Origin of the sequence: Collinsella aerofaciens, assembly GCF_040926265.1 — a bacterium.
Taxonomy (GTDB): domain Bacteria; phylum Actinomycetota; class Coriobacteriia; order Coriobacteriales; family Coriobacteriaceae; genus Collinsella; species Collinsella aerofaciens_BB.
Genome location: NZ_JBCOIL010000032.1, coordinates 1 through 24,893 on the forward strand (window position 1 = coordinate 1; position 24,893 = coordinate 24,893).

General features: G+C 54.9%; 24 protein-coding genes. 20 read left to right on the forward strand and 4 right to left on the reverse strand.

Features of this window, described 5'->3' with window-relative positions; translation table 11 throughout:
- From AB5767_RS08880 to AB5767_RS08905, 5 genes are all read left to right on the forward strand, one after another.
- On the forward strand, positions 1 to 250 hold a 250-nt coding region (locus AB5767_RS08880; protein WP_368153314.1), incomplete at its 5' end, for a PfkB family carbohydrate kinase.
- A 121-nt stretch (positions 251 to 371) separates the two neighbouring features.
- Positions 372 to 1,172, forward strand: a complete 801-nt coding sequence (frlD, locus tag AB5767_RS08885; RefSeq protein WP_368131373.1) for a fructoselysine 6-kinase — start codon at positions 372 to 374, stop codon at positions 1,170 to 1,172.
- A 27-nt stretch (positions 1,173 to 1,199) separates the two neighbouring features.
- Positions 1,200 to 2,060: an amidohydrolase family protein gene (locus tag AB5767_RS08890; protein WP_368131374.1), complete on the forward strand. Its 861-nt coding sequence runs from the start codon at positions 1,200 to 1,202 to the stop codon at positions 2,058 to 2,060.
- Positions 2,061 to 2,062: 2 nt separating this feature from the next.
- The gene (locus AB5767_RS08895; RefSeq protein WP_117735290.1) at positions 2,063 to 2,491 is read left to right on the forward strand and encodes a secondary thiamine-phosphate synthase enzyme YjbQ; all 429 of its coding nucleotides are present in this window, start codon (positions 2,063 to 2,065) and stop codon (positions 2,489 to 2,491) included.
- Positions 2,492 to 3,010: 519 nt separating this feature from the next.
- Positions 3,011 to 3,817 carry an FGGY-family carbohydrate kinase gene (locus tag AB5767_RS08905; RefSeq protein WP_368131376.1) on the forward strand — a complete coding sequence of 269 codons (807 nt, stop codon included), beginning with the start codon at positions 3,011 to 3,013 and terminating at the stop codon, positions 3,815 to 3,817.
- Positions 3,818 to 3,898: 81 nt separating this feature from the next.
- Here the strand turns inward: AB5767_RS08905 and AB5767_RS08910 are convergent, their stop codons facing one another.
- Positions 3,899 to 4,681 carry a TatD family hydrolase gene (locus AB5767_RS08910; protein ID WP_368131378.1) on the reverse strand — a complete coding sequence of 261 codons (783 nt, stop codon included), beginning with the start codon at positions 4,679 to 4,681 and terminating at the stop codon, positions 3,899 to 3,901.
- Positions 4,682 to 4,695: 14 nt separating this feature from the next.
- Entirely contained in the window at positions 4,696 to 5,493 is a 798-nt protein-coding gene (locus tag AB5767_RS08915; RefSeq protein WP_368131379.1) for a tRNA threonylcarbamoyladenosine dehydratase, read from the reverse strand.
- 179 nt (positions 5,494 to 5,672) lie between these two features.
- Between AB5767_RS08915 and AB5767_RS08920 the strand changes: the two genes are divergently transcribed.
- The 5 genes from AB5767_RS08920 to AB5767_RS08940 all read left to right on the forward strand — a co-directional run bounded on the left by AB5767_RS08920 (position 5,673) and on the right by AB5767_RS08940 (position 10,290).
- Positions 5,673 to 5,951, forward strand: a complete 279-nt coding sequence (locus tag AB5767_RS08920; RefSeq protein ID WP_147332646.1) for an autorepressor SdpR family transcription factor — start codon at positions 5,673 to 5,675, stop codon at positions 5,949 to 5,951.
- Positions 5,944 to 6,648, forward strand: a complete 705-nt coding sequence (locus AB5767_RS08925) for an SdpI family protein (protein WP_117840184.1) — start codon at positions 5,944 to 5,946, stop codon at positions 6,646 to 6,648. The genes AB5767_RS08920 and AB5767_RS08925 overlap by 8 nt, the downstream gene beginning before the upstream one ends.
- Before the next feature lie 184 nt (positions 6,649 to 6,832).
- Positions 6,833 to 8,512, forward strand: a complete 1,680-nt coding sequence (gene ettA / locus AB5767_RS08930) for an energy-dependent translational throttle protein EttA (RefSeq protein ID WP_368131380.1) — start codon at positions 6,833 to 6,835, stop codon at positions 8,510 to 8,512.
- A 280-nt stretch (positions 8,513 to 8,792) separates the two neighbouring features.
- Positions 8,793 to 9,920, forward strand: coding sequence for a hypothetical protein (locus AB5767_RS08935; RefSeq protein ID WP_148345610.1), 1,128 nt, complete (start codon positions 8,793 to 8,795; stop codon positions 9,918 to 9,920).
- Positions 9,921 to 9,951: 31 nt separating this feature from the next.
- Entirely contained in the window at positions 9,952 to 10,290 is a 339-nt protein-coding gene (locus AB5767_RS08940) for a hypothetical protein (RefSeq protein ID WP_196022586.1), read from the forward strand.
- Between the two features lie 54 nt (positions 10,291 to 10,344).
- On the opposite strand, the gene AB5767_RS08945 is transcribed toward AB5767_RS08940, so the two are convergent.
- Positions 10,345 to 11,643, reverse strand: a complete 1,299-nt coding sequence (locus tag AB5767_RS08945; protein WP_148345608.1) for a hypothetical protein — start codon at positions 11,641 to 11,643, stop codon at positions 10,345 to 10,347.
- A gap of 135 nt (positions 11,644 to 11,778) precedes the next feature.
- Positions 11,779 to 12,729, reverse strand: coding sequence for a hypothetical protein (locus AB5767_RS08950; protein WP_368131382.1), 951 nt, complete (start codon positions 12,727 to 12,729; stop codon positions 11,779 to 11,781).
- A 497-nt stretch (positions 12,730 to 13,226) separates the two neighbouring features.
- Between AB5767_RS08950 and AB5767_RS08955 the strand changes: the two genes are divergently transcribed.
- The 10 genes from AB5767_RS08955 to AB5767_RS09000 form a co-directional block, all read left to right on the forward strand.
- Positions 13,227 to 13,508, forward strand: coding sequence for a DUF2087 domain-containing protein (locus AB5767_RS08955; protein WP_368131383.1), 282 nt, complete (start codon positions 13,227 to 13,229; stop codon positions 13,506 to 13,508).
- Positions 13,486 to 14,670, forward strand: coding sequence for an MFS transporter (locus AB5767_RS08960; protein ID WP_082437753.1), 1,185 nt, complete (start codon positions 13,486 to 13,488; stop codon positions 14,668 to 14,670). Before AB5767_RS08955 ends, AB5767_RS08960 begins: the two co-directional genes overlap by 23 nt.
- 7 nt (positions 14,671 to 14,677) lie before the next feature.
- Positions 14,678 to 16,999 carry a B12-binding domain-containing radical SAM protein gene (locus tag AB5767_RS08965; protein ID WP_368131384.1) on the forward strand — a complete coding sequence of 774 codons (2,322 nt, stop codon included), beginning with the start codon at positions 14,678 to 14,680 and terminating at the stop codon, positions 16,997 to 16,999.
- 311 nt (positions 17,000 to 17,310) lie between these two features.
- Positions 17,311 to 19,311, forward strand: coding sequence for an NAD(+) synthase (locus tag AB5767_RS08970; RefSeq protein ID WP_368131385.1), 2,001 nt, complete (start codon positions 17,311 to 17,313; stop codon positions 19,309 to 19,311).
- Positions 19,312 to 19,429: 118 nt separating this feature from the next.
- Entirely contained in the window at positions 19,430 to 20,593 is a 1,164-nt protein-coding gene (locus tag AB5767_RS08975) for a pyridoxal phosphate-dependent aminotransferase (protein WP_195503306.1), read from the forward strand.
- A gap of 201 nt (positions 20,594 to 20,794) precedes the next feature.
- Positions 20,795 to 21,745, forward strand: a complete 951-nt coding sequence (locus AB5767_RS08980; RefSeq protein ID WP_022094138.1) for an L-lactate dehydrogenase — start codon at positions 20,795 to 20,797, stop codon at positions 21,743 to 21,745.
- 114 nt (positions 21,746 to 21,859) lie between these two features.
- Positions 21,860 to 23,020 carry an Mbeg1-like protein gene (locus tag AB5767_RS08985; RefSeq protein ID WP_368131386.1) on the forward strand — a complete coding sequence of 387 codons (1,161 nt, stop codon included), beginning with the start codon at positions 21,860 to 21,862 and terminating at the stop codon, positions 23,018 to 23,020.
- Between the two features lie 110 nt (positions 23,021 to 23,130).
- The gene (locus tag AB5767_RS08990) at positions 23,131 to 24,135 is read left to right on the forward strand and encodes a nucleoid-associated protein (RefSeq protein WP_368131387.1); all 1,005 of its coding nucleotides are present in this window, start codon (positions 23,131 to 23,133) and stop codon (positions 24,133 to 24,135) included.
- An 84-nt stretch (positions 24,136 to 24,219) separates the two neighbouring features.
- A complete protein-coding gene (locus AB5767_RS08995; protein WP_368131388.1) occupies positions 24,220 to 24,570 on the forward strand; it encodes a hypothetical protein in 351 nt (116 codons plus the stop codon).
- Positions 24,567 to 24,893: type II toxin-antitoxin system RelE family toxin (locus AB5767_RS09000; protein ID WP_368153317.1), on the forward strand; the 327-nt coding region annotated here is incomplete at its 3' end. The genes AB5767_RS08995 and AB5767_RS09000, both read left to right, overlap by 4 nt.

Sequence of the window (24,893 nt, forward strand, 5' to 3'; positions counted from 1 at the left end):
GGGCTGCATTGCTTACGACGGCGAGCGTTATTACCGCCAGCTGGCTAAACCGGTAACGGACATGAAGGACACCATGGGGGCGGGCGACTCGTTCCTCACCTCGTTTTTGATGTGCTATCTCGATTCCGCCAAGCGTGGTGAGGATGGCGCCGAGGCCATCGAGCGCGCGCTTGACTTTGCTGCCGGGTTTGCTTCGACCGTGTGCGGCATGGAAGGTTCTTGGGGCCACGGAGCACCAATCGTCGAATAGCTTAAGAAAGCGTACGGCGGTCTGGCTATGAGGCCTTGGACAGCCGATGCAAAACAATAAGCGAAATGCGAAAAGGGGGCTCGCCATGTGGTGGGTCCCCTTTTGAACATTGGAGAAGACCATGGGTATTAAAGCGTGCGCGGCTGGTTTTTGCTGCGCGGACGTCTATCAAAACATCGGCGTGTTCTATCCGACCGGTAATGGCATTGACTGGGGTATCCATCTTGCACGAATGGGCGTTTCGGTATCCGCCGTGTCGGTTGTCGGCAAGGACGAGTACGGAGACAAGATGAGAGAGGCGCTGGCCGCCGAGGGGTTCGATATCTCACATCTGCGGGTGGAGGATGGCGACACTTCGGTGATGCTCATGGCATTGAAAGACGGCGTCGATCGCGTGCATCTCGAGGCAATCGATGGTGTTATGGAGACATATCGACCGAATGAAGACGACCGGGCGTTTATCCTAGAGCATGACATCATTCATACCGACCTGTTTGGCAATTGTTTGGACCTCCTGCCCGAATGGCATGATGCGGGCAAGACGGTGGTTATGGACTTCTCGGTGTTCAGCCAGGATCCCGAATATGCCTGCGAGAATCATTTTCCCTACGTTGACTATGCGTTCATGTCGTTTGAAGAGGACACTCCGGAGCTACGAGACTGGGTACGTCACGTGCAGGGATTGGGACCGCGCGTTGCGGTTGCCACGCTTGGCGAGAAGGGAAGCATTGCCTATGACGGTGAGCGCTTCTATGAGTGCGGGATCGTACCGGCGGAGAAGGTCGTTAATACCGTGGGTGCCGGCGACTCGTATATTGCCGGGTTTACCAAGGGCGTGATCGATGGCCTTGATATTCCGGCGTGTATGAAGGCGGGCGCTGAGCTGTCCTCCCGCGTCATCGGCTCTTTTGAGCCGTACTAGGGTCAAATGCCTGGAAAGGAGTACGAAATGGTTATCGACATGTTGGTTCAGCCCATGCTCTACGGCGAGATCTGTACGCCGGGTGATGAGCCCGATGGATTCGGTTTTTGGTCACGAGAATATGGTATGGGGCATATGGGCCCCATGGATTGGGATGAGCTTCAAGTCGAGATGGACGTCTGCGATGTGCAGAAGAGCGTGCTCATGCCGCTCGATGTAACCACGGCATGCGGAGGGCACTTTGGCACCAATGACCAGATTGCCATGCTGGTTGCCGCGCATCCCGATCGTCTGTGGGGATTTGCGAGCGTAGATCCGCGGGTGAGCGGTGCCGCAGACGAATTGGAGCGCGCCTTTACCGAGTTGGGGGCAAAGGGGCTTTGCCTGCATCCGGCAAAGCAGGGTTTTGCCCCCGATGATGCTGTGGCCGAGCCGCTTTACGAGCTGTGCGAGCGCTATAACAAACCGGTGGTTTTCCATGCCGGTATGTCTTGGGAACCGGGTGCAGAGCTCTCGCGCAGTAACCCGCTTGCATTTGAGCACACAATCGCAACGCATCCAAATGTGCGTTTTAGTTTGACACACTTTGGCTGGCCCTGGGTGCGCGAGACCGTGGCGATGCTGCTCAAGTATCCCAACTGCTACACGGACACCTCTATCACTTACATCGATTCGCCCGAGGAGATGATGCAGCGTCTTTTCACGGTCGATATGGGGCCGCTGTGGTATGAGCGTGCGCTATCGCATCAAGTGATGTTCGCCAGCAATACGCCGCGCTTCCGTGCGTTCAAACTCAAGCGGGCGCTCGATACCGTGTCCATGCGCGATGATGCGCGAGAAAGGCTCTACTGGGGTAATGCCCTGCGTTTTCTTGAAGGGGATGAGTGAACATGGTGACGCTCGAGACATTGAGCTATCTATCGACTGCTCCGGACCAGTTCATCGATATTACCGAAGACGTGCACGCTGCCATCGAACGCAGCTCGGTGACGAATGGCTTGGCAGCGATTATTTTGTCGCATACGACCTGTGGAATCGTGGTAAACGAGGGGCTGCCCTGCGTGGAGACGGATCTTATGGAGACGCTTGATCGCATCGCCCCACTCGATGCTCCCTATGCGCATGCACACTTCCTGCCGAGCTATGGAGCCACCGGCAACAACTCCTGTGGGCATATCAAGAGCATGATTTGTGGAAACAGTTGCTTCTTTCCCGTCCAAGATGGCCACATCGTGTGCGGAGGTGCCCAGAACATCTATCTTGCGGAGTTTGACGGTCCGCAGAAGCGAAAAGTGTACGTCGAGGTGCTGGGGGAATAACGTTCCTGCAATAATGAGCTGCACCCCAAAACTTGGACGGCTTAAATAAGAACTACGCCGCAAGGGACTGGCTCCGGAACTCCTCCGGGGTCAGTCCCTTCAGTTTAGTCTGCGTCCTCTGCCAGGTGATCCGTTGTATTATCCGGGCGGAAGCGTGTCGCAAGTCGTGGCAGCCGCCAAGCGCAGTTCACGCGCTGCATTTTTTGCGGTGCCTGGGCCGGTGATCTCGGGCTGATTGACCGAGATTTCACTCACACCATGCGTCGCAAGACGGCGCTGCGCCTGGACGACCTCAAGCTTTTTCACTTCATCACGAGCGAGGGGGGGGGAGGTTTATCTCGACGACCGCACGACTGCGGACATTGCCGATTCACTTCTCTTTAATTGTCTTCCAGATGCGATGGTCATCGGCAGTTCGGCTGCCGGTCGTGGTGCTTCGGGCGAGCTTGCCGATGAGGTCCGCGAGCGTCGCAGCGTGCGGCTGAGGCGACGGGGCTCGCGGCAGGGACACCTGTCTTGGTGGGAACGGGCGACTCTGGTGCCGAGGCCATTTCGACGGGTGTATTCCGTCCCGGCGATATGATGGTTCAGTTGGGGAGCACGGCGTATTTCATCTACCTTGCTGATCATATGGTCGATGATGCCCGCCTGTGGCCAGGGACGTTTATCATTCCCGGAACTTACGGAATCTGCGCGGGGACCAATACGGCGGGTGCGCTCACATCGTGGCTGCGCCAAGAGCTGTATCGCGACGCCGTGGAGGCCGAGGGCCACGGTGGCCCCGATGCATATTCGGTTATGGCGCATGATGCCGCCGATGTGGTACCGGGTGCCGATGGGCTCCTGTGCCTGCCGTACTTTGCGGGGGAGCGTACTCCGCTCAACGATCCCGAGGCGCGTGGCGTCTTCTTTGGCCTGACCGGAAGGCATACGCGAGCCCATATGGTTCGCGCCGCCTTGGAAGGCGTCGCGTATACCGTTGCATCCCATGTCGACATTATCGAGCGAGAGCATGGACTGCCAATTGGGCGCATTATGCTTGTCGGAGGTGGAACCAAGAATCCAGTTTGGATGCAGGCTATCGCCGACGTATGTGGGCGCGAGGTCTCGGTTGCCAAGGTTACGGTGGGCGCATGCTTCGGTGATGCCATCATGGCAGCTCTCGCAGGTGGCGCCTATGCATCGTGGGATGAGCTCGCCCAAGTCCTTGGCGTTGCGCAAACAATCGTGCCTGATATGGCTGCCCACGAGTTATATGCGTCGCGCCGTCATATCTTTGACGAATTGTATGCACGCAACCGTGATCTCATGCACGAATTGGTGTAATGCTGCCGAATTGTACTGCCTTCCAAAATAGGGACTGCGTTGTGCGATTCGCATGTCCCTTGGCATTTTTGCCCACAGGCGTTAGCGAAGGTCAAAAACAGAGTGCGCATTTGCTAAAACTGCCGACTCGATGCGCTTTGCGTCACAGTTTTTGAGTGAGGCAATGCGCATCGAGGTCCTTGTGAGTGATCTGATGAGCGACTGCGCGCTTGTTTCTGTGTTTGGTTCGGCTGGCGCATCGGTCTCGAGCAGTAGACGGTCGAGTGGAATCTGTCGGGCATATTCGCGACCGCGCTTGGTGGCGAGCATGCGTTCGTTGACGGAAAAATAGCAGCCCGCATTACGCGCGCGGACGAGTTCGTCCGAAGTGCCGCTAAACCAGTGGAAGATGATAACGGGGGAGTCGGAGTTTGGGATGAGTAGTCCATGCGATTCGAGGACGTCCAGTACGGTTCCTGCCGAACGAACGGCGTGAATTGATATCACGCGCCCGGTAAGAGGATGCTGCACGAGTGTATCGCAGAGCCGGTCAAATGCCTGTATTTGTAGCGGCTCACTTCCATCAAAGCGCGCGGAAAAGTCGAGTCCCACCTCGCCAACAAAACGCTCTTGCGCGGCAATTTGGCAGAGTAGGTCAATTTCTGCGTTGCCGCATCGCTCGTCGGCGAGCCACCAGGGATGGAGGCCGATACCCTTGATGACGGTAGGAGGGCGACGGGTTCGCCTATGTGCGCTAGCGAAGTCACGTGGATCGACGCCGCAATCAAATAGACCCAAGCCCAGCGCCGTTGCCTCATCGGCAACGGCGTCCGGGTGAGCCATTAAATCAAGATGGCAGTGTGCATCAAATAACCGGGGCTCCATCTCGGCGCGCTCCGCTAGTCTAGGCGCTGGCCATCGGCGCGCACGCGCTCGGTGCCGCGGCCACTGATCTGGCGGATAACCTCGCCGGCGATCATCTGGCCCATGATGGGCGGCATAAAGCTGGCGGTTCCCAGCTCGGTGCGCTCGTGGATATTGGAAGGGTCGCGGGGCTGAGTCTTAACCGATTCCTCGCAGCTAAACAGTACATGTAGGCTCTTGATTCCGCGCTTCTTGCATTCTTTGCGCATGATGCGGCTCATGGGGTCACGTACCGTATCGAAAATGTCGGCAAAGCGGAGGCACTCGGGATGGAGCTTGTTGGCCCCGCCCATGGAGCTAACCAAACGAATGTCGTGGTCCTGAGCATATTTGGCAATGGTGAGCTTGGCCGAGATGGTGTCGATGGCGTCGACGACGTAGTCGAGCTTGCCGTCTGTTTGCTCCAAAACGCTCGCGAAGAACTCGTCGATGTTGTCGCTCAGCAGGTATTCGGTGCGCTTGATAACGGTGGCGGCGGGATTGATATCGCGAATCATGGCTTCCATAACATCGACCTTGCGTTTGCCGACGGTGCTGTGAAAGGCGATAGCCTGGCGATTGATATTGCTGGGCGCGACGATGTCCTTGTCCAGAATGACGAAATGACCGATGCCGCCGCGGGCAAGTGCCTCGCAGCAGTTAGATCCCACGCCTCCGCAGCCGAGCACCAGCACCGTGGCATCAGCGAGCTTATCGAGTGCCTCGCGGCCCATGATGATCTCGAGCTTGGTGTCGCGTGTCTCGTTGGGAGTTGCGGCTGTGGTTTCAGTCATAGACATCCTCCGATGGGGAAGTGAATCGTGTTCTAGCTATCGCCATTATAGGTAATCGCCCATAGGCTGCGATGGCGTTTGCTTTGATGTGGTTTGAAGCATTGCGGTTAGATAGTTAGACAAACATCTAAATATCGAGTATAGTGTGCGCGTCGAACGAAATGATGAGAGGAGGTCTTATGCCGGGAGAGGGTTTTAAGGCGCTGGCCGATCCTACACGGCGTCACATTTTGGAACTGCTGCGCGAGGGCAATCGCACGGCCGGGGAGCTTGCCGAGCATTTTGACATCAGCAAGCCGTCGTTGAGCCATCACTTGGCGACGCTCAAAAACGCCGGGTTGGTGACCGACGAGCGCCATGGCCAAAACATCGTATACAGCTTAAATACCACCGTCATGCAGGATTTGATTGGTTGGTTTATGGGCTTTACAAACACGGAAGGTGATAAGGATGAATAACGAAAACAAGGGCATTCACGCCACGGGGGTATCGCGGCGTGTGTGGATTGCGCTGATCGCTCTGTGCGTCGCCAATGTCGTAGCGCACCTCATGGTGATGCCGAGCTTGCCTGGGCAGATTCCCACGCACTGGGGCGCGAACGGCGCCGTCGACGGTTGGGGTCCCAGCTGGATGGCCTCCGCGCTCGGCGTGCTGCCTCTGGTGCTTCTCGCAATGTTCTGCGTGGTGCCGCGCATCGATCCCAAAGGTGAGGCATATCGAACCTCGGGCAAGTTCTATCAGGGCTTCGTAATCGCCTTCACCTTGTTCATGTGCGCCGTAAGCTGGTTGGGTGAGCTTACGGTCTGGGGCGTGGTGCCGGCGGTCGGTTCGGTCAACGTGCTGATTTCCGGTGCTATCGGTTTGCTGTTCATCGGCGTAGGCAACTACTTGCCGCGTGTGAAGCAGAACTATACGCTCGGTATCAAGACGCCTTGGGCGCTTGCCGATCCCGAGAACTGGCGCCGTACGCAGCGCTTTGGCGGTGCCTGCTTTATGGTGCTGGGTGTTGGCCTGATTGCGATGGGCGTGGCAGGTGCGGTGCTTTCGAGTGAAGTCGTCGCCGCGGTGATTGCGGTTCTGGCGTTTGGTTCGGTCGGAGCCGTCTACGTCTACTCGTATCTGCTGTGGCGCAAATCTCAGCGGGCTGTTCGTTAAGGTTGCGGAAAACTAGCGTACGCAGTTCATAGTGTGTCCCGGGGGACTTTTCCCAGGTAGTATTAGGGGGTGTGGGCAACCATGCCCCTTTTTCGCTAAGTTTCAGAGCCGGTTTCCTCATTTCGTTTCCACTAAAGCGAAACAAGAATATGGAAACAGCAGGTAGAAAGGATAAAACAGACAAATGGCGGAGTTTATCTACCAGATGTATCAGGCTCGCAAGGCCCATGGCGACAAGGTAATCCTTGACGACGTGACCCTGAGCTTCTACCCCGGTGCCAAGATCGGCGTCGTGGGCCCCAACGGTATGGGCAAGTCGACCCTGCTCAAGATCATGGCCGGCATCGAGGAGGTCTCCAACGGCGATGCCAGGCTCACCCCCGGCTACACCGTGGGTATCCTGCAGCAGGAGCCGCCGCTCGACGACGACAAGACCGTCATCGAGAACGTGCGCATGGCGTTTGGCGACATGATTGCCAAGGTCGATCGCTTCAACAAGATCGGCGAGGAGATGTGCGACCCGGACTGCGACATGGATGCCCTCATGGCCGAGATGGGCAAGCTCCAGGACGAGATTGACGCCGCCGACGGCTGGGATATCGATTCCAAGCTCGGCCAGGCCATGGACGCCCTGCAGCTGCCCGATTCCGACATGCCGGTCAACGTGCTTTCCGGCGGCGAGCGCCGTCGTGTGGCCCTGTGCAAACTGCTGCTTGAGGCTCCCGACCTGTTACTGCTCGACGAGCCCACGAACCACCTGGACGCCGAGTCGATCCTGTGGCTCGAGCACTTCCTGCACAACTACCAGGGCGCGGTGCTTGCCGTCACACACGATCGCTACTTCCTGGATAACGTTGCCGAGTGGATCTGCGAGGTCGACCGCGGTCACCTTTATCCCTACAAGGGCAACTACTCCACGTATCTGGAGACCAAGGCCGCCCGTATCGAGGCGCAGGGCAACCGCGACGCCAAGCTCGCCAAGCGCATGGAGGCTGAGCTCGAGTGGGTACGCAGCTCGCCCAAGGCTCGCCAGGCCAAGAACAAGGCCCGTCTGGCTCGCTATGAGGAAATGGAGGCCGAGGCGCGCGCAAGCCAGAAGCTCGACTGGACCGATATCCGCATTCCCGTCGGGCCGCGTCTGGGCAACAAGGTTCTCGAGGCCCATCATCTGCACAAGGAGTTCGATGACCGCGTGCTCATCGATGACCTTTCGTTCACCCTGCCGCGCAACGGCATCGTGGGCGTCATCGGCCCCAACGGTGTCGGTAAGACCACGCTGTTCAAGACGATTGTGGGTCTGGAGCCGCTGACTTCGGGCGAGCTCGAGGTGGGCGAGACCGTCAAGATTTCTTACGTCGACCAGAACCGTTCCGGCATCGACCCCGACAAGAACCTGTGGGAGGTCGTCTCGGATGGCCTGGACCACATGATGGTCGGCGAGACCGAGGTTCCGAGCCGCGCTTATGTGGCGAGCTTTGGCTTTAAGGGCCAGGACCAGCAGAAGCGCGCTGGCGTGCTCTCCGGCGGCGAGCGCAACCGTCTGAACTTGGCGCTTACGCTCAAGCAGGGCGGCAACCTGCTGCTCCTCGACGAGCCCACGAACGACCTCGATGTCGAGACGCTGTCCTCGCTCGAGGCGGCGCTGCTCGAGTTCCCGGGCTGCTCGGTGGTCATTAGCCACGACCGTATGTTCCTGGACCGCGTCGCCACGCACATTCTGGCGTGGGAGGGCACCGACGAGAATCCGGGCAACTGGTATTGGTTCGAGGGCAACTTCGAGGCCTATCAGGCCAACCGCATCGAGCGCCTGGGCGAGGACGCAGCCCAGCCGCATCGTATCCACCGCAAGCTGACGCGCGACTAGTAGCAAGTAGAAAGGCCGCCACCAAGGGCGGCCTTTCTTGTAGCGATTGCACTGCAGCTATGCCCTGGCTGCTGGTTTGATTCATAATCAAAGTCATCTCTTTGGGATTAAAGCCCGTTTTTGCTATGAGTGATTTTCTAATTCCGTTTAAAACGTAAAGACGCATTGGGTTGCAAGGACATAAGCAAATCGAATTGAAATATAACCAGTGCTGTAACGTTACAAAAAAGATTATAGAATAGGAGTACCTTATAAGTCGCTTCTCTAGAAAGAAGAACATATGCTTTCGCGTCGTCGTTTTCTGCAACTTGTCGCGTCTTCAATTGTCGCCTTAGCCGCACGTCCGAAAGAGGTTTTTGCTTCGACGGGCAATATTGATGGTGAGCAGATACAATTTACTTCTGAAATTGCGCAAGAGCTTGCCGATAAATATATAAAGGGACTCCTCGGCTATTCGTATACGCCTTCTGACCCTATTCCTTTTGTAGATGTTGATGGGTCCCCGCTTGGTTACATTGTTCCGGTTGTGACATCCAATAGAGCCGCGGGCTATTTGGTTTTAGATGCTTCAGATGATGAAATACTTACGGGATATCGTTTTGGAGACGGCTTAGTCAGCCCTATGGATCGGGGAGGAGATCTTGGTGTCGAGTCTTATTCGTTCAATAACCCAGTCGTAATGATCAATCCATTCGAATTCGGCGTGCAATCTTTGGACGGTTCAATAACAACAAATTGCGGAAGAACAATCCCGGCTGTTTCCATAGAAGGACGGCCTGTCGTTTTATCGAATAAACCTTCAAGCTGGAACGATGTTGTAATTTACGCAACTCAAATGCAGGATTACACAGTATCTGGATTTCGTTCCATTTCTCAGTTTATGTCATATGATGAAAGCGAGATTAAGAGGCTTACCGCCCACTATGCTTGTATGGTGACAGCTTTTTCGAACGTTGCGGAACTGTATGGCATTGCCAATTTATATAGCGACCCTTCGCAATATATGCAGATATGGAATTACACCAATACCCATGCTCTTTCCGATGAAGAACAGACTGTTCCCGGCGTTGTTTTGGGTGGAACGCCGATATCAACCTGTGCAACGGGGTTTACAAATTACTGCGCAAGCAGAGGAAGTACTCTTATCGCCCGCACTGTCTCCTCTCCGGCTATCGCGAGCATTCAAAATGAGATTAACTCTAATAGACCGAATGTTTTACATGCGAGTTTGTACAACGGATCAGCCCATTCTGTAACAGCGGAGGCTTACGCCACACTTACTGGTAAGAAAACTGGAGAGACAAGGCAGATGATTGGCATAGCGGACGGCTGGAATTCATCTTTATCCTTCCTGAAGTATGATCAGAGCTATTATGCGTGGACTTATGGAACGACTTTTTCGAAGTAGGGCGATTCGTCTAGCTCTGTCTTTGGTGCTGATGGCTTCATTGGTGGGCTGTTCAACAAAGGAAGAGATATCGCGCGGAGGTTCCGGAGAAGTGACTGCGACAGACTCAGGTTCATTAGAAATAGCTGGCGGGCATGCCGATGTGATGTTACAAGGAAAAGGCGTGCTTAGGTCGATTGATGCTGAAGACGCTGTCTGCTCAATAGAGGATTTGAAGACAGGTGAAACTGCATCGTACCGAGTTTCAGATAATGCTGCGAATATGATTGAGTCGATACCGACTGGAGCGCAGGTTTCTTTTAGATACTTTGCTCCGCAACTTGAGGATGAGCTTGCTTCTCTGGTGTCTATATGCACCGATGACAACTAAAAGGCCTGAATTCAAACGGCCTCGGATGGTCAATTGGCTATCCGAGGCCGTTTTTTACTCGACCGGGGCTTCGACCTTGTCGATGGCCCAGGCGGCTCCGAGACCGCCGGTGGTGTTGCGGCGGATGCGCACGGTAACCTCGCGGCGCTCGCCGGCCTGCGTGTAGCACAGGGGGAAGTTTGCGCGGTTTCGCGCGGCCTCGATGGTACCGCGCTCGCGGGCAATCCAGTAGTACTCGCCGACGATGCCGAGCGTGTCGGCGCCGTAGGGGAGATAGGTCGACAACTGGTGTAGCAATGGGCCGGGGCAGAAGACCTCGGTTGCGAAATCGATGGGGAAATCCTCGGGGATGGTCGGTACTGCAGGTGCGGGGGTTGGGGCCGCTGCGGGTGCCGAAGCCGATGCCGGTGCGGGAATTTGGCCGCAAGCAGAAGTGGGCACGGATTCGATGACGGGTGTGGGCTCCGGCGTCGTTTCCAGCTTGATCGTGGAATCTACGGGCTCCACGGTGATGGGCGCGTCTGCAGCTGAGGTTTCAACCTCAACCTGCGTCGCGTTCTCGTTCTCGACGCTCGACTTTGCCTCGATGGGCGTGGAGGCCATGGTGGTGATGCCGGCGTTGGCGTTCTCGGGGTCATAGACGACCGTGAGCGAGATGGCGGGCTGCGGCGTCTCGGGCTTCGGCGTCGACTCGGTAGCGTCTTGATCGGCGGGCTGATCGTCCTCGGCCTCGTCGCTAAAGACATCACTGTTTTGGAACGAAGGCGTCTCGGGTTGGTCGGCGGTTTTTTCGGTTGTCGACTTGGGAGCTTCGTTGAGCTCCGCAGTGGCTTCCTGCTCGGATATGACTTCGGGATCAGTCGTGGCGGTGGTTTCGGTTTCGGCTTCTGCCGTTACCTCAATAGCGACTTCAATCTCTGCCTCGGGCTCGGATTCTGGCACGGCTTCAACCATGGCTTCAGGCTCGGGACGCTTAACGTGCTTGGGGCGCACGGCCTTGAGGTCCTTCTCGCCGCGTTTTTTCTTTTTGTAGGACTGCTTGGCGCCCTTGGCTGCCTTGGGCTTGTCCTCGCCTTTGGCAAGGGCGGTATCCCAGGCCTCGTTGGCGATGACGGTGGCATACAGGCGGCCGCCCTTAAAGACGGTCAGCTTAATGCAGTCGTCGAGTTCCTCGAGCAACTCGCGCGTGGACTCGAAGCCCAGGTCATAAGCGGCCATGTCGCCGGCGGCGAGCGCCTCCTCGACCTGCGTCATAAACGTTTGCTTACCGCACCCAATCGCGTCGCGCAGCAGGCGATACAGATAGATGTGGTTGCCCAGCGAAAGCGTGGGCGTAACTATTGTCTTGCTCATGGCAAATCTCCTCTTTACACACCAAAGCATCTTACCATCGCGCGGGGCTTGCCATCTCGTCGCCCAAGGCAAACGGGCGCGAACCGCTATCGATTCGCGCCCGTTGTACAGGTTGCCTATCTGGGGATGCAGCGCCTAGTTGTCCGATGTCGTGCCTTGGCTTGAACTGTCAGATGCCGTGCCCGATGTGGTGCCACTCGAATTGCTGTTGTTGCTGTCTGCTGTACCCGTTCCCGACGTGGTGTCGCTCGTCTGGCCTCCCGTGTTCGGCTGCGAACCGTCAGTCGTTTGGCTTGAGTCGGTCGTGCCGGATTGCGCGCCGCTGTTGTTCACAGAAGAATCGGCGCCCTGCGATTGGTTTTGGGTATTCGAGGACGAATCGGTAGAGGTGGAACTGTCTTGCGTGCCGTCCGTCTGTGCCTGCTGGTCTTGCGACTGGGTGTTGCCATTTGCATCGCTTTCCGTCGTGCGCGACGAAAGGATTGGCTCGGGGCGCTCGCCCAGACCCTCACCGGCGGTGGTGATAAGGATGGCGCCGGCGCAGGCGATGACCGCGACGATGGCGATGGCGATCGAGAAGACGATGACCTTCTTTTGCGTCTGACTGCGCTCTGCCGCCGCCTTGGCGCGCAGGCTGTCGGGAGCAACGCGCGCCGTGGTCACGCGCCCCGCAATCTGGCGCATCTCCTGCGTAGTCGCGGCGCCGCCCAGGTGCTCCTCGGCATTAAACTCAACGGGCTCGTAGGCGCCGGCGGGGTAGTCGACGGCGGCGTGCGTACCTTTGATGGCTTTGGCGCTGGCAGAGATAAAGTGGCGGTAGACCTGCGAGGACACAACGGTGATGACCGAGCTCACGGCGGCGCCAATCACCGATCCGGCGATACCGATCTTGGAAGCAAGCGCGACGCTCGTGGCGGCAGCTGCGGCGCCGGCGATGATCTGAGGAATGGAAATGTCGTCAAACAGGCCCTTTTTGGGCGCGATGGCCATGGTCTGTCCGATGGAATGGTTCTCGTGCACGCCGTTGTTGAGCGCGGCCGGTGTCATGACGCGCGTGCGCGGCGCGTCGGTGTACTTGGTTGTCATACGGGGTCCTCCCGGTGTAAATCTGCTTCGTTTCATGTAGCCATCAGGGTACCCACCAGATGTGAATCGTACGTGACATTTAACAGATACCATCAACTCATCAAGGGGGGGGGCTTGCTGTCTTTGGTGCAATAGCTTGATGCTAAACTGGATTTACGATTGTGAGGTGGTTTACATGATGTACCCGTATATGACATTCGAAGACGGTACCGAGGTCGTTCATTCTGACCTGATAGCAGATGGGGATATCGAAAAGGTTATCGTGCATTTTGAACGACCGACGGCAGAGGGCTTCGACTCCGCTCGTTGTGAGTTGCCTTCCTGTTCGTGGACTGACTGGGAAGGGCATTTTACTCAAAGTGAAAAACGAGCTTTCGAAGAGTGTTTGAGCAAATCATTTAGATTAGTTCGAGTTTAGTTCGAATATAGAAGCCGAATGCGATGACCTAAAGCGTATGCATTTTTAGTATTAGATGCGTATGAAATGGAGGATGTGAATGGATGAGCTAATAGACTTTAAAAAACGATTTCTCAAGAATGGCGAGCTGGTTTCAATTCCAAAAAAGGAAAGCTATAAAAGAATCATGCTGCTATGGGCCGTCTCTTTCTTTGAATTAAATACAAGTTATACGGAGCTTCAGGTTAATCGTGTGCTGTCACAGCTCTATCCTGATTATGCCGTGTTGAGGCGGTACTTGGTTGATTATGGATTCCTATTAAGGGATAAGCGAGGCCTGAAATACGAGGTTAATCGTGATGTTCACGGTATTGAGAGCTAGCCGTCCGGTTCGGGTCCTATATATTGCTAGAGGGATAAGCGAAATAGGCAATTGGTGTGCGAATATTGCTTTGCCAATGCTGATTTACGAGGTAACTCACGATGTTTCTGCAACTGCTTTGATGGTCTGCTGCAGATTTGCCCCCTCTCTGTTTTCAGTTGCGCTCGCGCAGCTGCCTCAGAAGATGGGTATCGGGACACTGCAGGCCATGAGATTGGCAGACTTAATTCGCGCGGGATTATTCGTTTGCTATATTTTTGTTGATAGTAAATGGAGTATGTTTGCTATTACGTGCGCGGTATCGCTTTGCCGAACGGTTGAAATGCCCTGCTTTTACTCGTTGTTAAGAGCCAATACGAATAGTATCAATCGCGACGTAATTAATAATTCGTTTGGGTTTCTGCAGAATTTGATGATGGTTCTGGGGCCAGTTGCCGGCGGTTTTGTTGTCGCTCAATTTGGGGCGGAGGCTGTTCTTGCATTAGACGCGCTTTCTTTTGCCGCGTCGTTCTGGTTGCTGCGAGATGTTCCGTCGGTTATCGAGGTTAATGATAAAGAGGGGATAAGCAAAAATGAAAAAAACAGGACTGCATTTAGTGATCTTAGCGCGAAGCACTTGGCAATTGGTTTCCTATTAATCGATATTTCTAGTGGCGTGGCATTCGGCTCTCTGAATTCTCTTTTGCCAGCTATTGCGCAATTGCAATTTGACTCGTCATCGATACAATACGGATTCCTTCAGAGTAGTCTTACAATCGGACTGTTGTTCGGAAATACAATATATGGTCGTTTAATTAGTGGTTCCGATTGCATTAAATCATATTGTTTTGTGACGTATCTTGCGCTCGGTGCGTATCTGGCGTTTGGCTATCGCTATGCGTCTGGAATATCGTTTATTTTCCTTTTTATCGTCGGTGCCGGAAACGCCATTCAAGATGTGCTTCTCATAACATCGCTGCAGGATTTGGCGAGAGACGAATCTGAATCGATAAGCCTGTTTTCAATTAGGGAGTCTTTGCAATCGGTTGCTGTTGTTATTTCAACACTCCTTGTTTCGCTGTTCACGAGCATCGCGATGTTCTCAATTCTCGTTACAGGACTTGGTGTATTTTCAATTATGATGGTAGTTGTGTTTCAATTGAATTATTTGCGAAAGATGTGACGTTGATATGCCTAAAACGCTTTTAGTATTTCCCCCAGGATGGAGTCCAGTGGGGCCGTATCTTGCCTTGCCTGTTTTGAAGTCATATCTTCAAGAGGTTGAACAATATAAAGTTGACATCGTTGACTTAAACGTGGAATTTTACGATGACCTCCTATCTTTTAGACATGTCGAAGAGTGCTGTAAAAGGTATCGGGAATCAAAGGATTCGTTTAGTTCGAATGTTCAATTAACAATCGAGTTGATACAAAAGTCAGCACTTAATGTTGACGAGGCAAAAGATATTTTCAGATCGAAGAGATACTTTAATCTAAAAGAAAGACAATATGCTGAAAACATTTTTAGAAATGCACTCTATATCATAAATCACGTCTCATATGGAGTTAAATACACGTTCAACTCCATAGATCTGCCCTATGATTTTTATTCGACACCAGAAATAATGAAATCGCTTGCGGATACCTTGCATAATCCGTTTATTTCCTTCTATGAAACTGCCTTTCTTAAGCGTATTCAGAGGGAAAAAATCGAGTTTATTGGGATTTCGGTGAGCGGCTGTTTCCAATTGATTTCTGCAGTTACGTTAGCGAAACTGATTAAAGAAGAATGTCCATCTGTTAAACACGTCTCATTGGGCGGCAATTACATTACTCGTTTAGCAGATGACTGCATGAAAGAATGGCATCCCTTTTTTGAATACATTGATTCGATAATGATGTATGACGGCGAAGAGCCGCTTGCACGTCTTCTTGAGGCTCTTGACTCTGGTGATGACAATCTCGACTGTGTTCCAAACCTTTGCCATGCTAAAGGTGGGAAGATATATAAAAACCATCGGATTGAGCAAACATTTATCAACGATACGGTTCCCGATTTCGATGGCTTCGCCCTTTCTAAATACTTCATGCCTGAGTTAATATTGCCGGTTTATTCCTCTAGGCAGTGTTTTAATCATTGCGCCTTCTGCACCATCCCCGGTGCTACCGGTGGTTGTTACCGAAAGATGCCTATATCGAGAGTATTTGAAATAATGTGTCGGTTAAATGAAAAATACGGCACGAGAGTTTTCTCTTTTGTGGATGAAACATTCGAAGGCAAAAGAATGGAGCAACTCGCGGATGAAATAAACGCATCGGGAAAAACGTTTTTCTGGCATGGAGAAACGAGGTTCTCTCCAACCCTAAGTACAGACGTTTTCAACAAGATATACCAAAGTGGATGTAGGCAGATTCAGTTTGGCCTCGAGTCATACAACCAAAGAGTTCTTGATCTAATGAAGAAGAGCACGAGAGTTGATTGGATTGATCGCAATATCCATGATTGTCTCAATGCGGGTATTCCTGTTCATCTATTCTTTATGATTGGCTTTCCGACCGAAACTAAAGAAGAGGCTCTGAACACCTTAGCTTATACAGAGAATGTTTTGAATTATTCAAAACAGGTATGTGGTGTTCCATATTCCACGAGAGGATTTACGAATTTTGGTCTCGTTATGGGGTCGGATGTTTGGAATCATCCCGATAAGTATGGTGTCTCTGTAATGCCGAAGTCCCAATATGAGGATTTGCGCCTCGAAGTGGATTATGTTTCAGGCACTGGTTTAACTTTAAATGAAGCAAAATCCTTATCTGATGAGCATCATATTGATTTTTATATGCAAGAGGTCATAAACGGTAGCGACACAATTGACTTGCCCCAGCGGCTTCATATTTCAGAGGTGACCTGGATCCTAGATTCTATTCACGCTGTCAGGTATAAGGGACATTTGACCAAAGTAAAGCGACGGCTAACTAGTCTAAATCCAGCTGATCGAATCTGGCTGGATTCCAAGACCTCTGTCGTGCTCGTTGAGCCATTTGCCTACTTCTATAATTCTGAATACCATCATGTCTATGCTGTTTCCCAGTTGGTATACCTTAAGTTGGCCCGTTTATTGGAGGCCGATTGTAGCATTTCTCTTATCCTTGATCAGGGCGACCTCGAGCTGACAAGGACGATAGAAGAACTGTTGCATTATGGATTGCTGAATACAAATATCGATGCCGATTATGTAATGCACGATAATGGTTTTCAATTGGTTAAAAGTTCGTTTGTGAAAGAAGTCGGACGCTCAAAAGAGGGGTTAAGAGTACTGCTGAGTTGTGCCACCCATAGAATGTGTGCGGTTAATGATTTTTCGTTCGCTTTGCTTTCGTTGTTTGAAAAGCCGATTACTAAGAACGAGGTGCGCGACATTTTGAAAAAAGAGGGACTATCGGCAAACGAGGAGCAATTAAACAAGTTGGTTGATAATTGCATGAAAGCAGATATACTACAGTTGATTAGATAGAGGAGGTTTCTGCATGGACGTTATTAACAAAGATCTCTTGGAGCAACTGAAAGAGTTTCAGGAAGAGGGCGTCGTGGTAGAAGTGTTCGACTTTGAGGACTACATGGATAAATTCTGCCATTAGTTTCGGAATTTACTCGCCTCGCTTAAAGGAGAAGTCGATTATCGATTTCTCCTTTTTTAATTAAAGATATTATTGAATACATGCTCCTAGCACAGGTTGGCCTCTCAGTAAACTGGGAGGTTGCTTTGGCTAGTTAGAGATATGTGAACGTCCGTTAGACTGAATCTCAGGGTAGAAGGGGCCTCCAGTGTCCAGATCAACTAGGCAATGCTGCGTTTCGGCTAATAAGAACGATGGCTTTTTGCGTGTGGCGGCGGCGTCGCCGCAGATTCGCGTCGCCGATGTCGAGGGCAATGCCGAGGTTGCGTTGGCGGCTGTTCGCGCGGCTGTCGAGCGCGGCGTTCGTGCGTTGGTGTTGCCCGAGCTTAATCTGACTGGCTATACCGCGGCCGATCTGTTCCATAACCGCACATTACTGCATGCCTGCGAGACCGCACTGGCACATATTCTCGATGAAACCCGCGAGTTGCCGATTGTCTTTACCATCGGCCTTCCCGTGGCGGTGGCCGAGAATATCTACAACTGCGCCGCCGTGTGCTGCGCGGGCGAGCTTTTGGGCCTTACGGCCAAGAAGTATCTGCCCAACTATGGTGAGTTCTATGAGCGCCGTTGGTTTGCTCCGGCGCCTGCGGATCCCGTGTGGGTTGAATTTGCCGGTCAGGGTCCGGTTCCGCTGGGTTCGGGGCTTGTCTACCGTTGCTGTGATGAGGGCGTCGAGGACCTGGTGTTGGGCGTTGAGGTTTGCGAGGACCTGTGGGTGCCAGCACCTCCTTCGACCGAGATGGCGCTTGCCGGTGCGACGGTGATTCTCAACCCGTCGGCGTCGGACGAGATTATCGGCAAGGCAGACTATCGCCGCAGCCTCATCTCCAATCAGAGTGCGCGCCTGTACTGCGCCTATGCCTATGCAGATGCGAGCGAGGGCGAGTCCACGACCGACATGGTCTTTGCGGGGGAGAACCTCGTCTACGAAAACGGTTCGAAGCTCGCCGCGACGAAGCTCCTCACTTGCGATATGGCCGTCGCCGACGTTGACCTTGACCGCCTGGTTGCCGAGCGCCGTCGCTCGACGACGTGGACGCGCGCGGACGATGCGCCGGAGGCCACGACCGTTGAGTTTTCGTTTGAGGGCGTGCTGGCCAAAGAGCTTGTTCTGCGCGATGCCTGCGATATCGACCGCGTTTTCCCTCGCGCGCCTTTTGTGCCGGCCGACCACGGCGACCTGGCCGAGCGCTGCGAGACCATCCTCGACCTGCAGACTGCTGGCCTCAAGACCCGCCTTGCCCACACGGGCACCAAGGCTGCGGTCATCGGCCTTTCGGGTGGCTTGGACTCCACGCTGGCACTGCTTGTGACCGTGCGTGCCTTCGATGCGCTGGGGCTGCCGCGCACGGGCATCACGGCCGTCTCCATGCCGGGCTTTGGAACGACGCATCGCACTAAGTCCAATGCTGAGTCGCTCGCCCGCGACCTGGGTGTGAGCTTCCGCGAGGTCTCGATCCATGCAGCCGTGGAGCAGCATTTTAAGGACATCGAGCACGACCCGGCCGTGCAGGATGTGACCTATGAGAACAGCCAAGCGCGCGAGCGCACGCAGATCCTTATGGACCTCGCTAACCAAGCGGGCGGCTTTGTCATCGGCACGGGAGACCTGTCCGAGCTGGCGCTCGGCTGGGCCACGTACAACGGTGACCACATGAGCATGTATGCCGTCAACGCGAGCGTGCCCAAGACGCTCGTGCGCCATCTGGTGCGCTACGCGGCCGATGTCTTTGGCGGTCGCATCGCCGAGACACTGCTCGACATCCTCGACACGCCGGTGTCGCCCGAGCTTTTGCCGCCGACGGGCGATGGTGAGATCGCTCAGAAAACCGAGGATCTGGTGGGTCCGTACGAGCTGCACGACTATTTCCTCTATTATCTGCTGCGCTTTGGCTTTGAGCCGGGCAAGATCTACCGCATGGCGCTCAAGAGCTTTGAGGGTGTCTACGACGAGGCCACCATCCACACGTGGCTGCGCACGTTCTATCGTCGCTTCTTCGCTCAGCAGTTTAAGCGCAGTTGCCTGCCCGACGGTCCCAAGGTGGGTTCGGTCACGCTCAGCCCGCGCGGCGATTGGCGCATGCCGAGCGACGCCAGCTCGCGTCTGTGGCTTGCGCAGATCGACGCGCTCAATCCAGTTGACTAAGGTTGGCTAAATTGAACCAATACGGGGGTTGCAAGCGTTACACTTTTGCAATCTGATGGCCCGTATCGCGCGGCGCTCTTGTCGGAGCGCCGCGTTTTTCATATCGAAAGGTGGCACCATGCAGGCATCGCAGCGTCTCGACCGCTTTGGCGCGGAGGTCTTCGCCTCACTCAACAACAAGCTTCTCGCGCTGAAGGCTCAGGGCAAGACCATTTACAACATGAGCGTGGGCACGCCCGACTTTAAGCCGTACGACCATGTGGTCGAGGCGCTCACGCAAGCAGCCCAAGATCCCGAGATGTGGAAGTATGCCCTGCGTGACCTGCCCGAACTCAAGCAGGCCGTGTGCGATTACTATGAGCGTCGCTTTGGCGTTTCGGGCATTACGCCGTCCATGGTGCAGTCGTGCAACGGCACGCAGGAGGGCGTGGGCCATTTGGGCCTGGCCCTGCTCGATCCGGGCGACACTATTTTGGTTCCCGATCCGTGCTACCCGGTCTTTGAGGCGGGTGCCAAGATCGCCGATGCCAAGCTCGAATACTATCCGCTGGTTGCCGAGCATAATTACCTGCCCTATGTGGCGGGTATCGATCCCGAGGTGGCCGATCGTGCCAAGTATATGATCGTGTCGCTGCCCGCGAACCCGGTCGGCTCGGTGGGCACGCCCGAGATCTACGAGGAGATCATCACTTTCGCCCGCGAGCACGACCTGCTCATCGTTCACGACAACGCATACTCCGACATCGTGTTCGACGGCGAGCCGGGCGGCAGCTTCTTGCAGTATCCCGGCGCGCTCGAGGTGGGCGTTGAGTTCTTCTCGCTCTCCAAGTCGTTTAACGTCACCGGCGCGCGTATCGGCTTTTTGGTCGGTCGCGAGGATGTGGTCTCGGCCTTCGCCAAGCTGCGCAGCCAGATTGACTTTGGCATGTTCTTCCCGATCCAGAAGGCCGCTATCGCGTGCCTTAATGGCCCGCGCGATGAGGTCGAGGCGCAGCGTCTGAAGTACCAGGAGCGCCGCGATGCCCTGTGCGATGGTCTTGAGGGCCTGGGCTGGGAGCGTCCCAACGCGCATGGCTCTATGTTTGTGTGGGCCAAGCTTCCCGGTGGTCGCACCGATTCCATGGCGTTTTGCGAGGAGCTCATGGAGAAGGCCGGCGTTGTGGTGACGCCGGGCGCGAGTTTTGGTCCTTCGGGCGAGGGACACGTGCGCATGGCGCTGGTCCTACCGCCCGATCAGATCGCTTTGGCTGTCGAGGCCATTCGCGAGGCGGGCCTGTATTAGAAACCTATTTCGATTCGTCAATAGCTCGAAACCGATTTCGCGCAGTTATTTTACGAATACTGCAAACAATTTCGGTAAACGGTCGATTTTTGGCTGCGAATAGGGGCATAATCAAAGTCCCGATTGGATGTATTGGGATTACGACAAGCCGCTCGGGTCGTTCCCGGGCGGCTTGTTTGTGGAGAGAGATGGGAGTTTCTAATGGTTAACGAGAAGAAGGTCGCTATTGTCGGCTGCGGTTTCGTCGGTTCGTCTTCGGCGTTCGCACTGATGCAGAGTGGTCTGTTCTCCGAGATGGTCCTCATCGACGTGGACAAGAACCGTGCCGAGGGTGAGGCCCTGGATATCGCGCACGGCATGACGTTTGCCGAGCCGATGAAGATCTACGCCGGCGATTATTCCGATGTCGCCGACGCCGCCATGATCGTCGTCACTGCTGGCGCTGCCCAGAAGCCCGGTGAGACCCGCCTGGACCTGGTCAACAAGAACGTCAGCATCTTTAAGTCCATTATCCCCGAGATTAAGAAGTCCGGCTTCGACGGCATTCTGCTAATCGTCTCCAACCCGGTTGATGTTCTGACCTATGCTGCCATCAAGATGTCTGGCCTGCCCGAGGGCCATGTCATCGGCTCCGGCACCGTGCTCGACACCGGCCGCCTGCAGCAGATGCTTGGTGCCCACGTCGAGGTTGACCCGCGCGATGTCCAGGCCTATGTCATGGGCGAGCACGGCGACTCCGAGTTTGTCGCTTGGTCCAGCGCTCAGGTTGCCGGCGTTCCGCTGAACACCTTCTGTGAGCTTCACGGCCACTTGGAGCATGAGGCTGCCGAGAAGCGCATCGCCGAGGACGTCAAGAACTCCGCCTACACCATCATCGAGAAGAAGCACGCCACCTACTATGGCGTCGCCATGGCCGTCAAGCGCATCTGCACCGCCGTTATGCGCGATGAGCAGACCGTTCTGCCTGTCTCCTCGCTCATGGTGGGCGAGTATGGCCTGTCCGATCTTGCCATCTCCATGCCGACCGTCGTTGGCCGCGACGGCGTTGTCTGCCGCGTCCCCGTGCCGCTGAACGACGACGAGCAGCATGAGCTCACCGTCTCCGCCAAGGCCCTCAAGGACATCATCGACAGCGTCGACTTCTCCTGCTAAATCAAGCTCGCTAGAGCGAAAAGCTACAATGAAGGCGTCCGGGTCCACACGGCCCGGGCGCCTTTTTGGTGCAAAGTAACCTGACTCCAATGCACCATAGTTGATGGGAGGGCCATGTCGGATTCGCCTAATTTTTTGACCTATGTCCAGACGGCGTTTGATCCCTTTGAGGAGCGGCCGTTCTGCGCGGTGGATAGCCTGGTCTTTGCGTGGTTGTCCTATTTGCGCTTGCCGGGTGATATGGCGGGGCTGACGAACTGGCAGGGCCTAGACGTACGCGAGCTGCTGCGTGCCGAGTGCTACCGGGACATGATTGACGACTTGTGGGACCCAGAGGGAAGCAGGGCCTTGTTGGAGGCCGTGGCAGCAAATCCCAGATACCGCGGCGTGCACGTTTGCGGCTATCGTGCCGTGAGCGATGTGGTGGCGACGGAGCAGTTTGCAGCCATGGCGTTCCGGTTTCCGGCGGGGTTTAGCTATCTTTCCTTCCGGGGGACCGACAGCACGATTGTGGGCTGGAAAGAGGACTTTAACATGGCGTTCCGGTGTCCTGTGCCGGCCCAGGAATCCGCGGCGCGTTATGTGGACGAGGCGGCGGATGCGATCGACGGGCCGCTTTTGTGCGGAGGTCATTCCAAGGGCGGAAACCTTGCTGTGTACGGTGCGGCGATGTGCTCCGATGTCGCCCGTGAGCGAATCGAACGGGCGTATTCCCATGATGGTCCAGGGTTCGTCGAGGAGTTTCTGAACGGCAACGCCTTTGCCGATCTTTCCGGTCGAATCGACAAGACGCTACCTCGGTCGTCGATCTTCGGCATGATGTTCGAGACACAAGAGGACTATGCCATCGTTGAGAGCACCGAGTTCAGCCTGCTGCAGCACAATCCCTTTAGCTGGGTGGTTGATGGTTGCGACTTCGTATACTGTGAGAGCCTGTCCGCCGGTGCTCGATACGTTGATGGCTCCATTCGCGAGATGCTGCTTGCAGTGTCACCTAGCGAGCGCGAGCGTTTTGTAGATGCGTTGTTCTCCGTGTTTGAGGCTACGGGTGCTGAGCGGTTTGCGGATATCGCTGGGAATCTGCGCGAGAGCCTGCCCGTGATGCTCCAGGCTGCGCAAGGCTTTGACGAGGATACACGACGCTTTGTCTCGCAGACCATCGTAGCAATCCTTAAATGCGCACTGCTGCCCAAACGACCTCAGATCGACATGCCCGCTGCCGGCAAGAGTTTGGCAGAACAGCTCGAGGCTTGGCAGTCCGAGCTCCTGCGCTAACCATTGGTGCAAGCAACCTGTCCCCGATGCACCAATCTTCGAAGCGCCTGGGGCGGGCTCGACCGCTATACTGATTCGTGCCGAAATCGATCTAGAACGGAATGCCGTATATGAAAATCAATCACGCGATTCTGCATATCCTGGACTTTGACTCTGCCGTCAACGTTATGAGCCAGCGCGAGTTGGATATCGAAAGCCGTACTGTCCGCAACTTCGTGACCACACATCTGCGTCGCGCGCGCACTTCGGCCGATAACAAGCGTGCCGCGTTTGCCGAGAACTCCGCATTCGGCGGCGAGCTCAAGAGCTATTTCTTTGGTGAGCGTGAGTTCGTGGACCTGTCGCAGCAGATTGCGGAGTTCATCTCTTCCGAACTCACCAAGGCCGAGAAAGCTGAGTCCACCGACGTGCTCGTGGCTGATTTTGACGACGATGAGGATGCCCGCTGGTTTGCCGTGATGCTGCTGGGCTCCAAGCAGGCCTTTATGCACGAAGTGGGCCGCGAGGAAGGGGAGGTGCGCAACGACATCGCGCGCCACTACGCCATTCTGCCGAACCCCTCGCAAAAGGTGCCGAGCTATGCCATCGTGCGCGCGAGCACCATGGAGATCGGCTATGTGGACAAGAAACGCAAGATCGCCGGCGAGGACCGTATGCTTATCCCCGATGGCCTGCTGCAGTGCGACACGGGCGTATCGGGCAAGGAGGTCATCGACACCGTGACGCGTGTGGTCGAGGAAGTCGCCGAGGAGCACGGTGCCAACACGGCTGTAGCACTCGCCAAGGTTAAGGCTGCTGTTGCCGAGAAAGTTGAGGATGACGAGGAACTGCCCCCTTGGGATATCGTCGATGAGGTCTTTGAGGACGAGCCGGTTATCAAGGAGAGCGTGCGCGCGGCACTGACCGAGGAGAAGGTGCCTGAGCGTGTGCCCGTGGAGCGCAAGCAGGTCGAACGCGCGGCGGTGCGCAATCACAAGATTCGTACCGATACGGGCATCGAGATCAGCTTCCCGGCAGAGATGGGTTCGAATTCCGAGTACATTGAGTTCGTCAATGAGCCCAACGGCCTCATTTCCATCGAGCTCAAAAATATCGGGTCAATTGAGAATCGATAAGGCTTTTTCTTTTGAATAAAAGTCTGGATTATATTTTGAAGTATACTTGGAAATATAATCCAGATTATTTTTTTGGAGGTCAAAATGTCCCCACTTGTTCTGGAAAAACCGGTGTTTACAAAAGACCAGGTTGTTTCTGCTACCGAAGCAAGCAAGTCCTTATCCGCCGTTCGTAAACGCGCAAAACGTGCGCCTCAGTTCATTGCTGATCATAATGATATCGATACCGTGATTATCGACTATGCTGCCTATGAGGAAATGTACGGCGCGCTGCAGTATCTGCGTGAACTTGAGATAAATCGCATCGCTGCGGATCGAGTCAAGCATGGTCCGCATGAGTTTGTTCCGTTTGAGGACGCCTTAACTGCCGAGGAGCTCGCGGAGCTTGAGTCGATGGATCCGGACGCGATTCCCGACGAGGATTTTTTCGAATGAGCGGGCATTTTGTTGTCGGCTTTTTGAATCGAGACGTCGAGAAGGAATATCAAAAACTAGATGGATCCCAGCGCAGGCTCGTCCGTATTGCCGTCGCAAAATTAAAGACGCGCGCTGATGAAATCGGGACGCCGCTTCACGGCGAGCTCGCCGGCTGTAAAAAGATTAAATGGCGGAATGCGGGACTCCGAATGGTTTTTCGAATCCGGGAGGACGGAACGGTTGAGATTGCCGAGATTGTGGCAATAGGGCGGCGCGATCGTTCCGAGGTCTATAAGACGGCCGTAGGGCGCCTGTCAAAGCAATCCGCCATGGTTGAATAC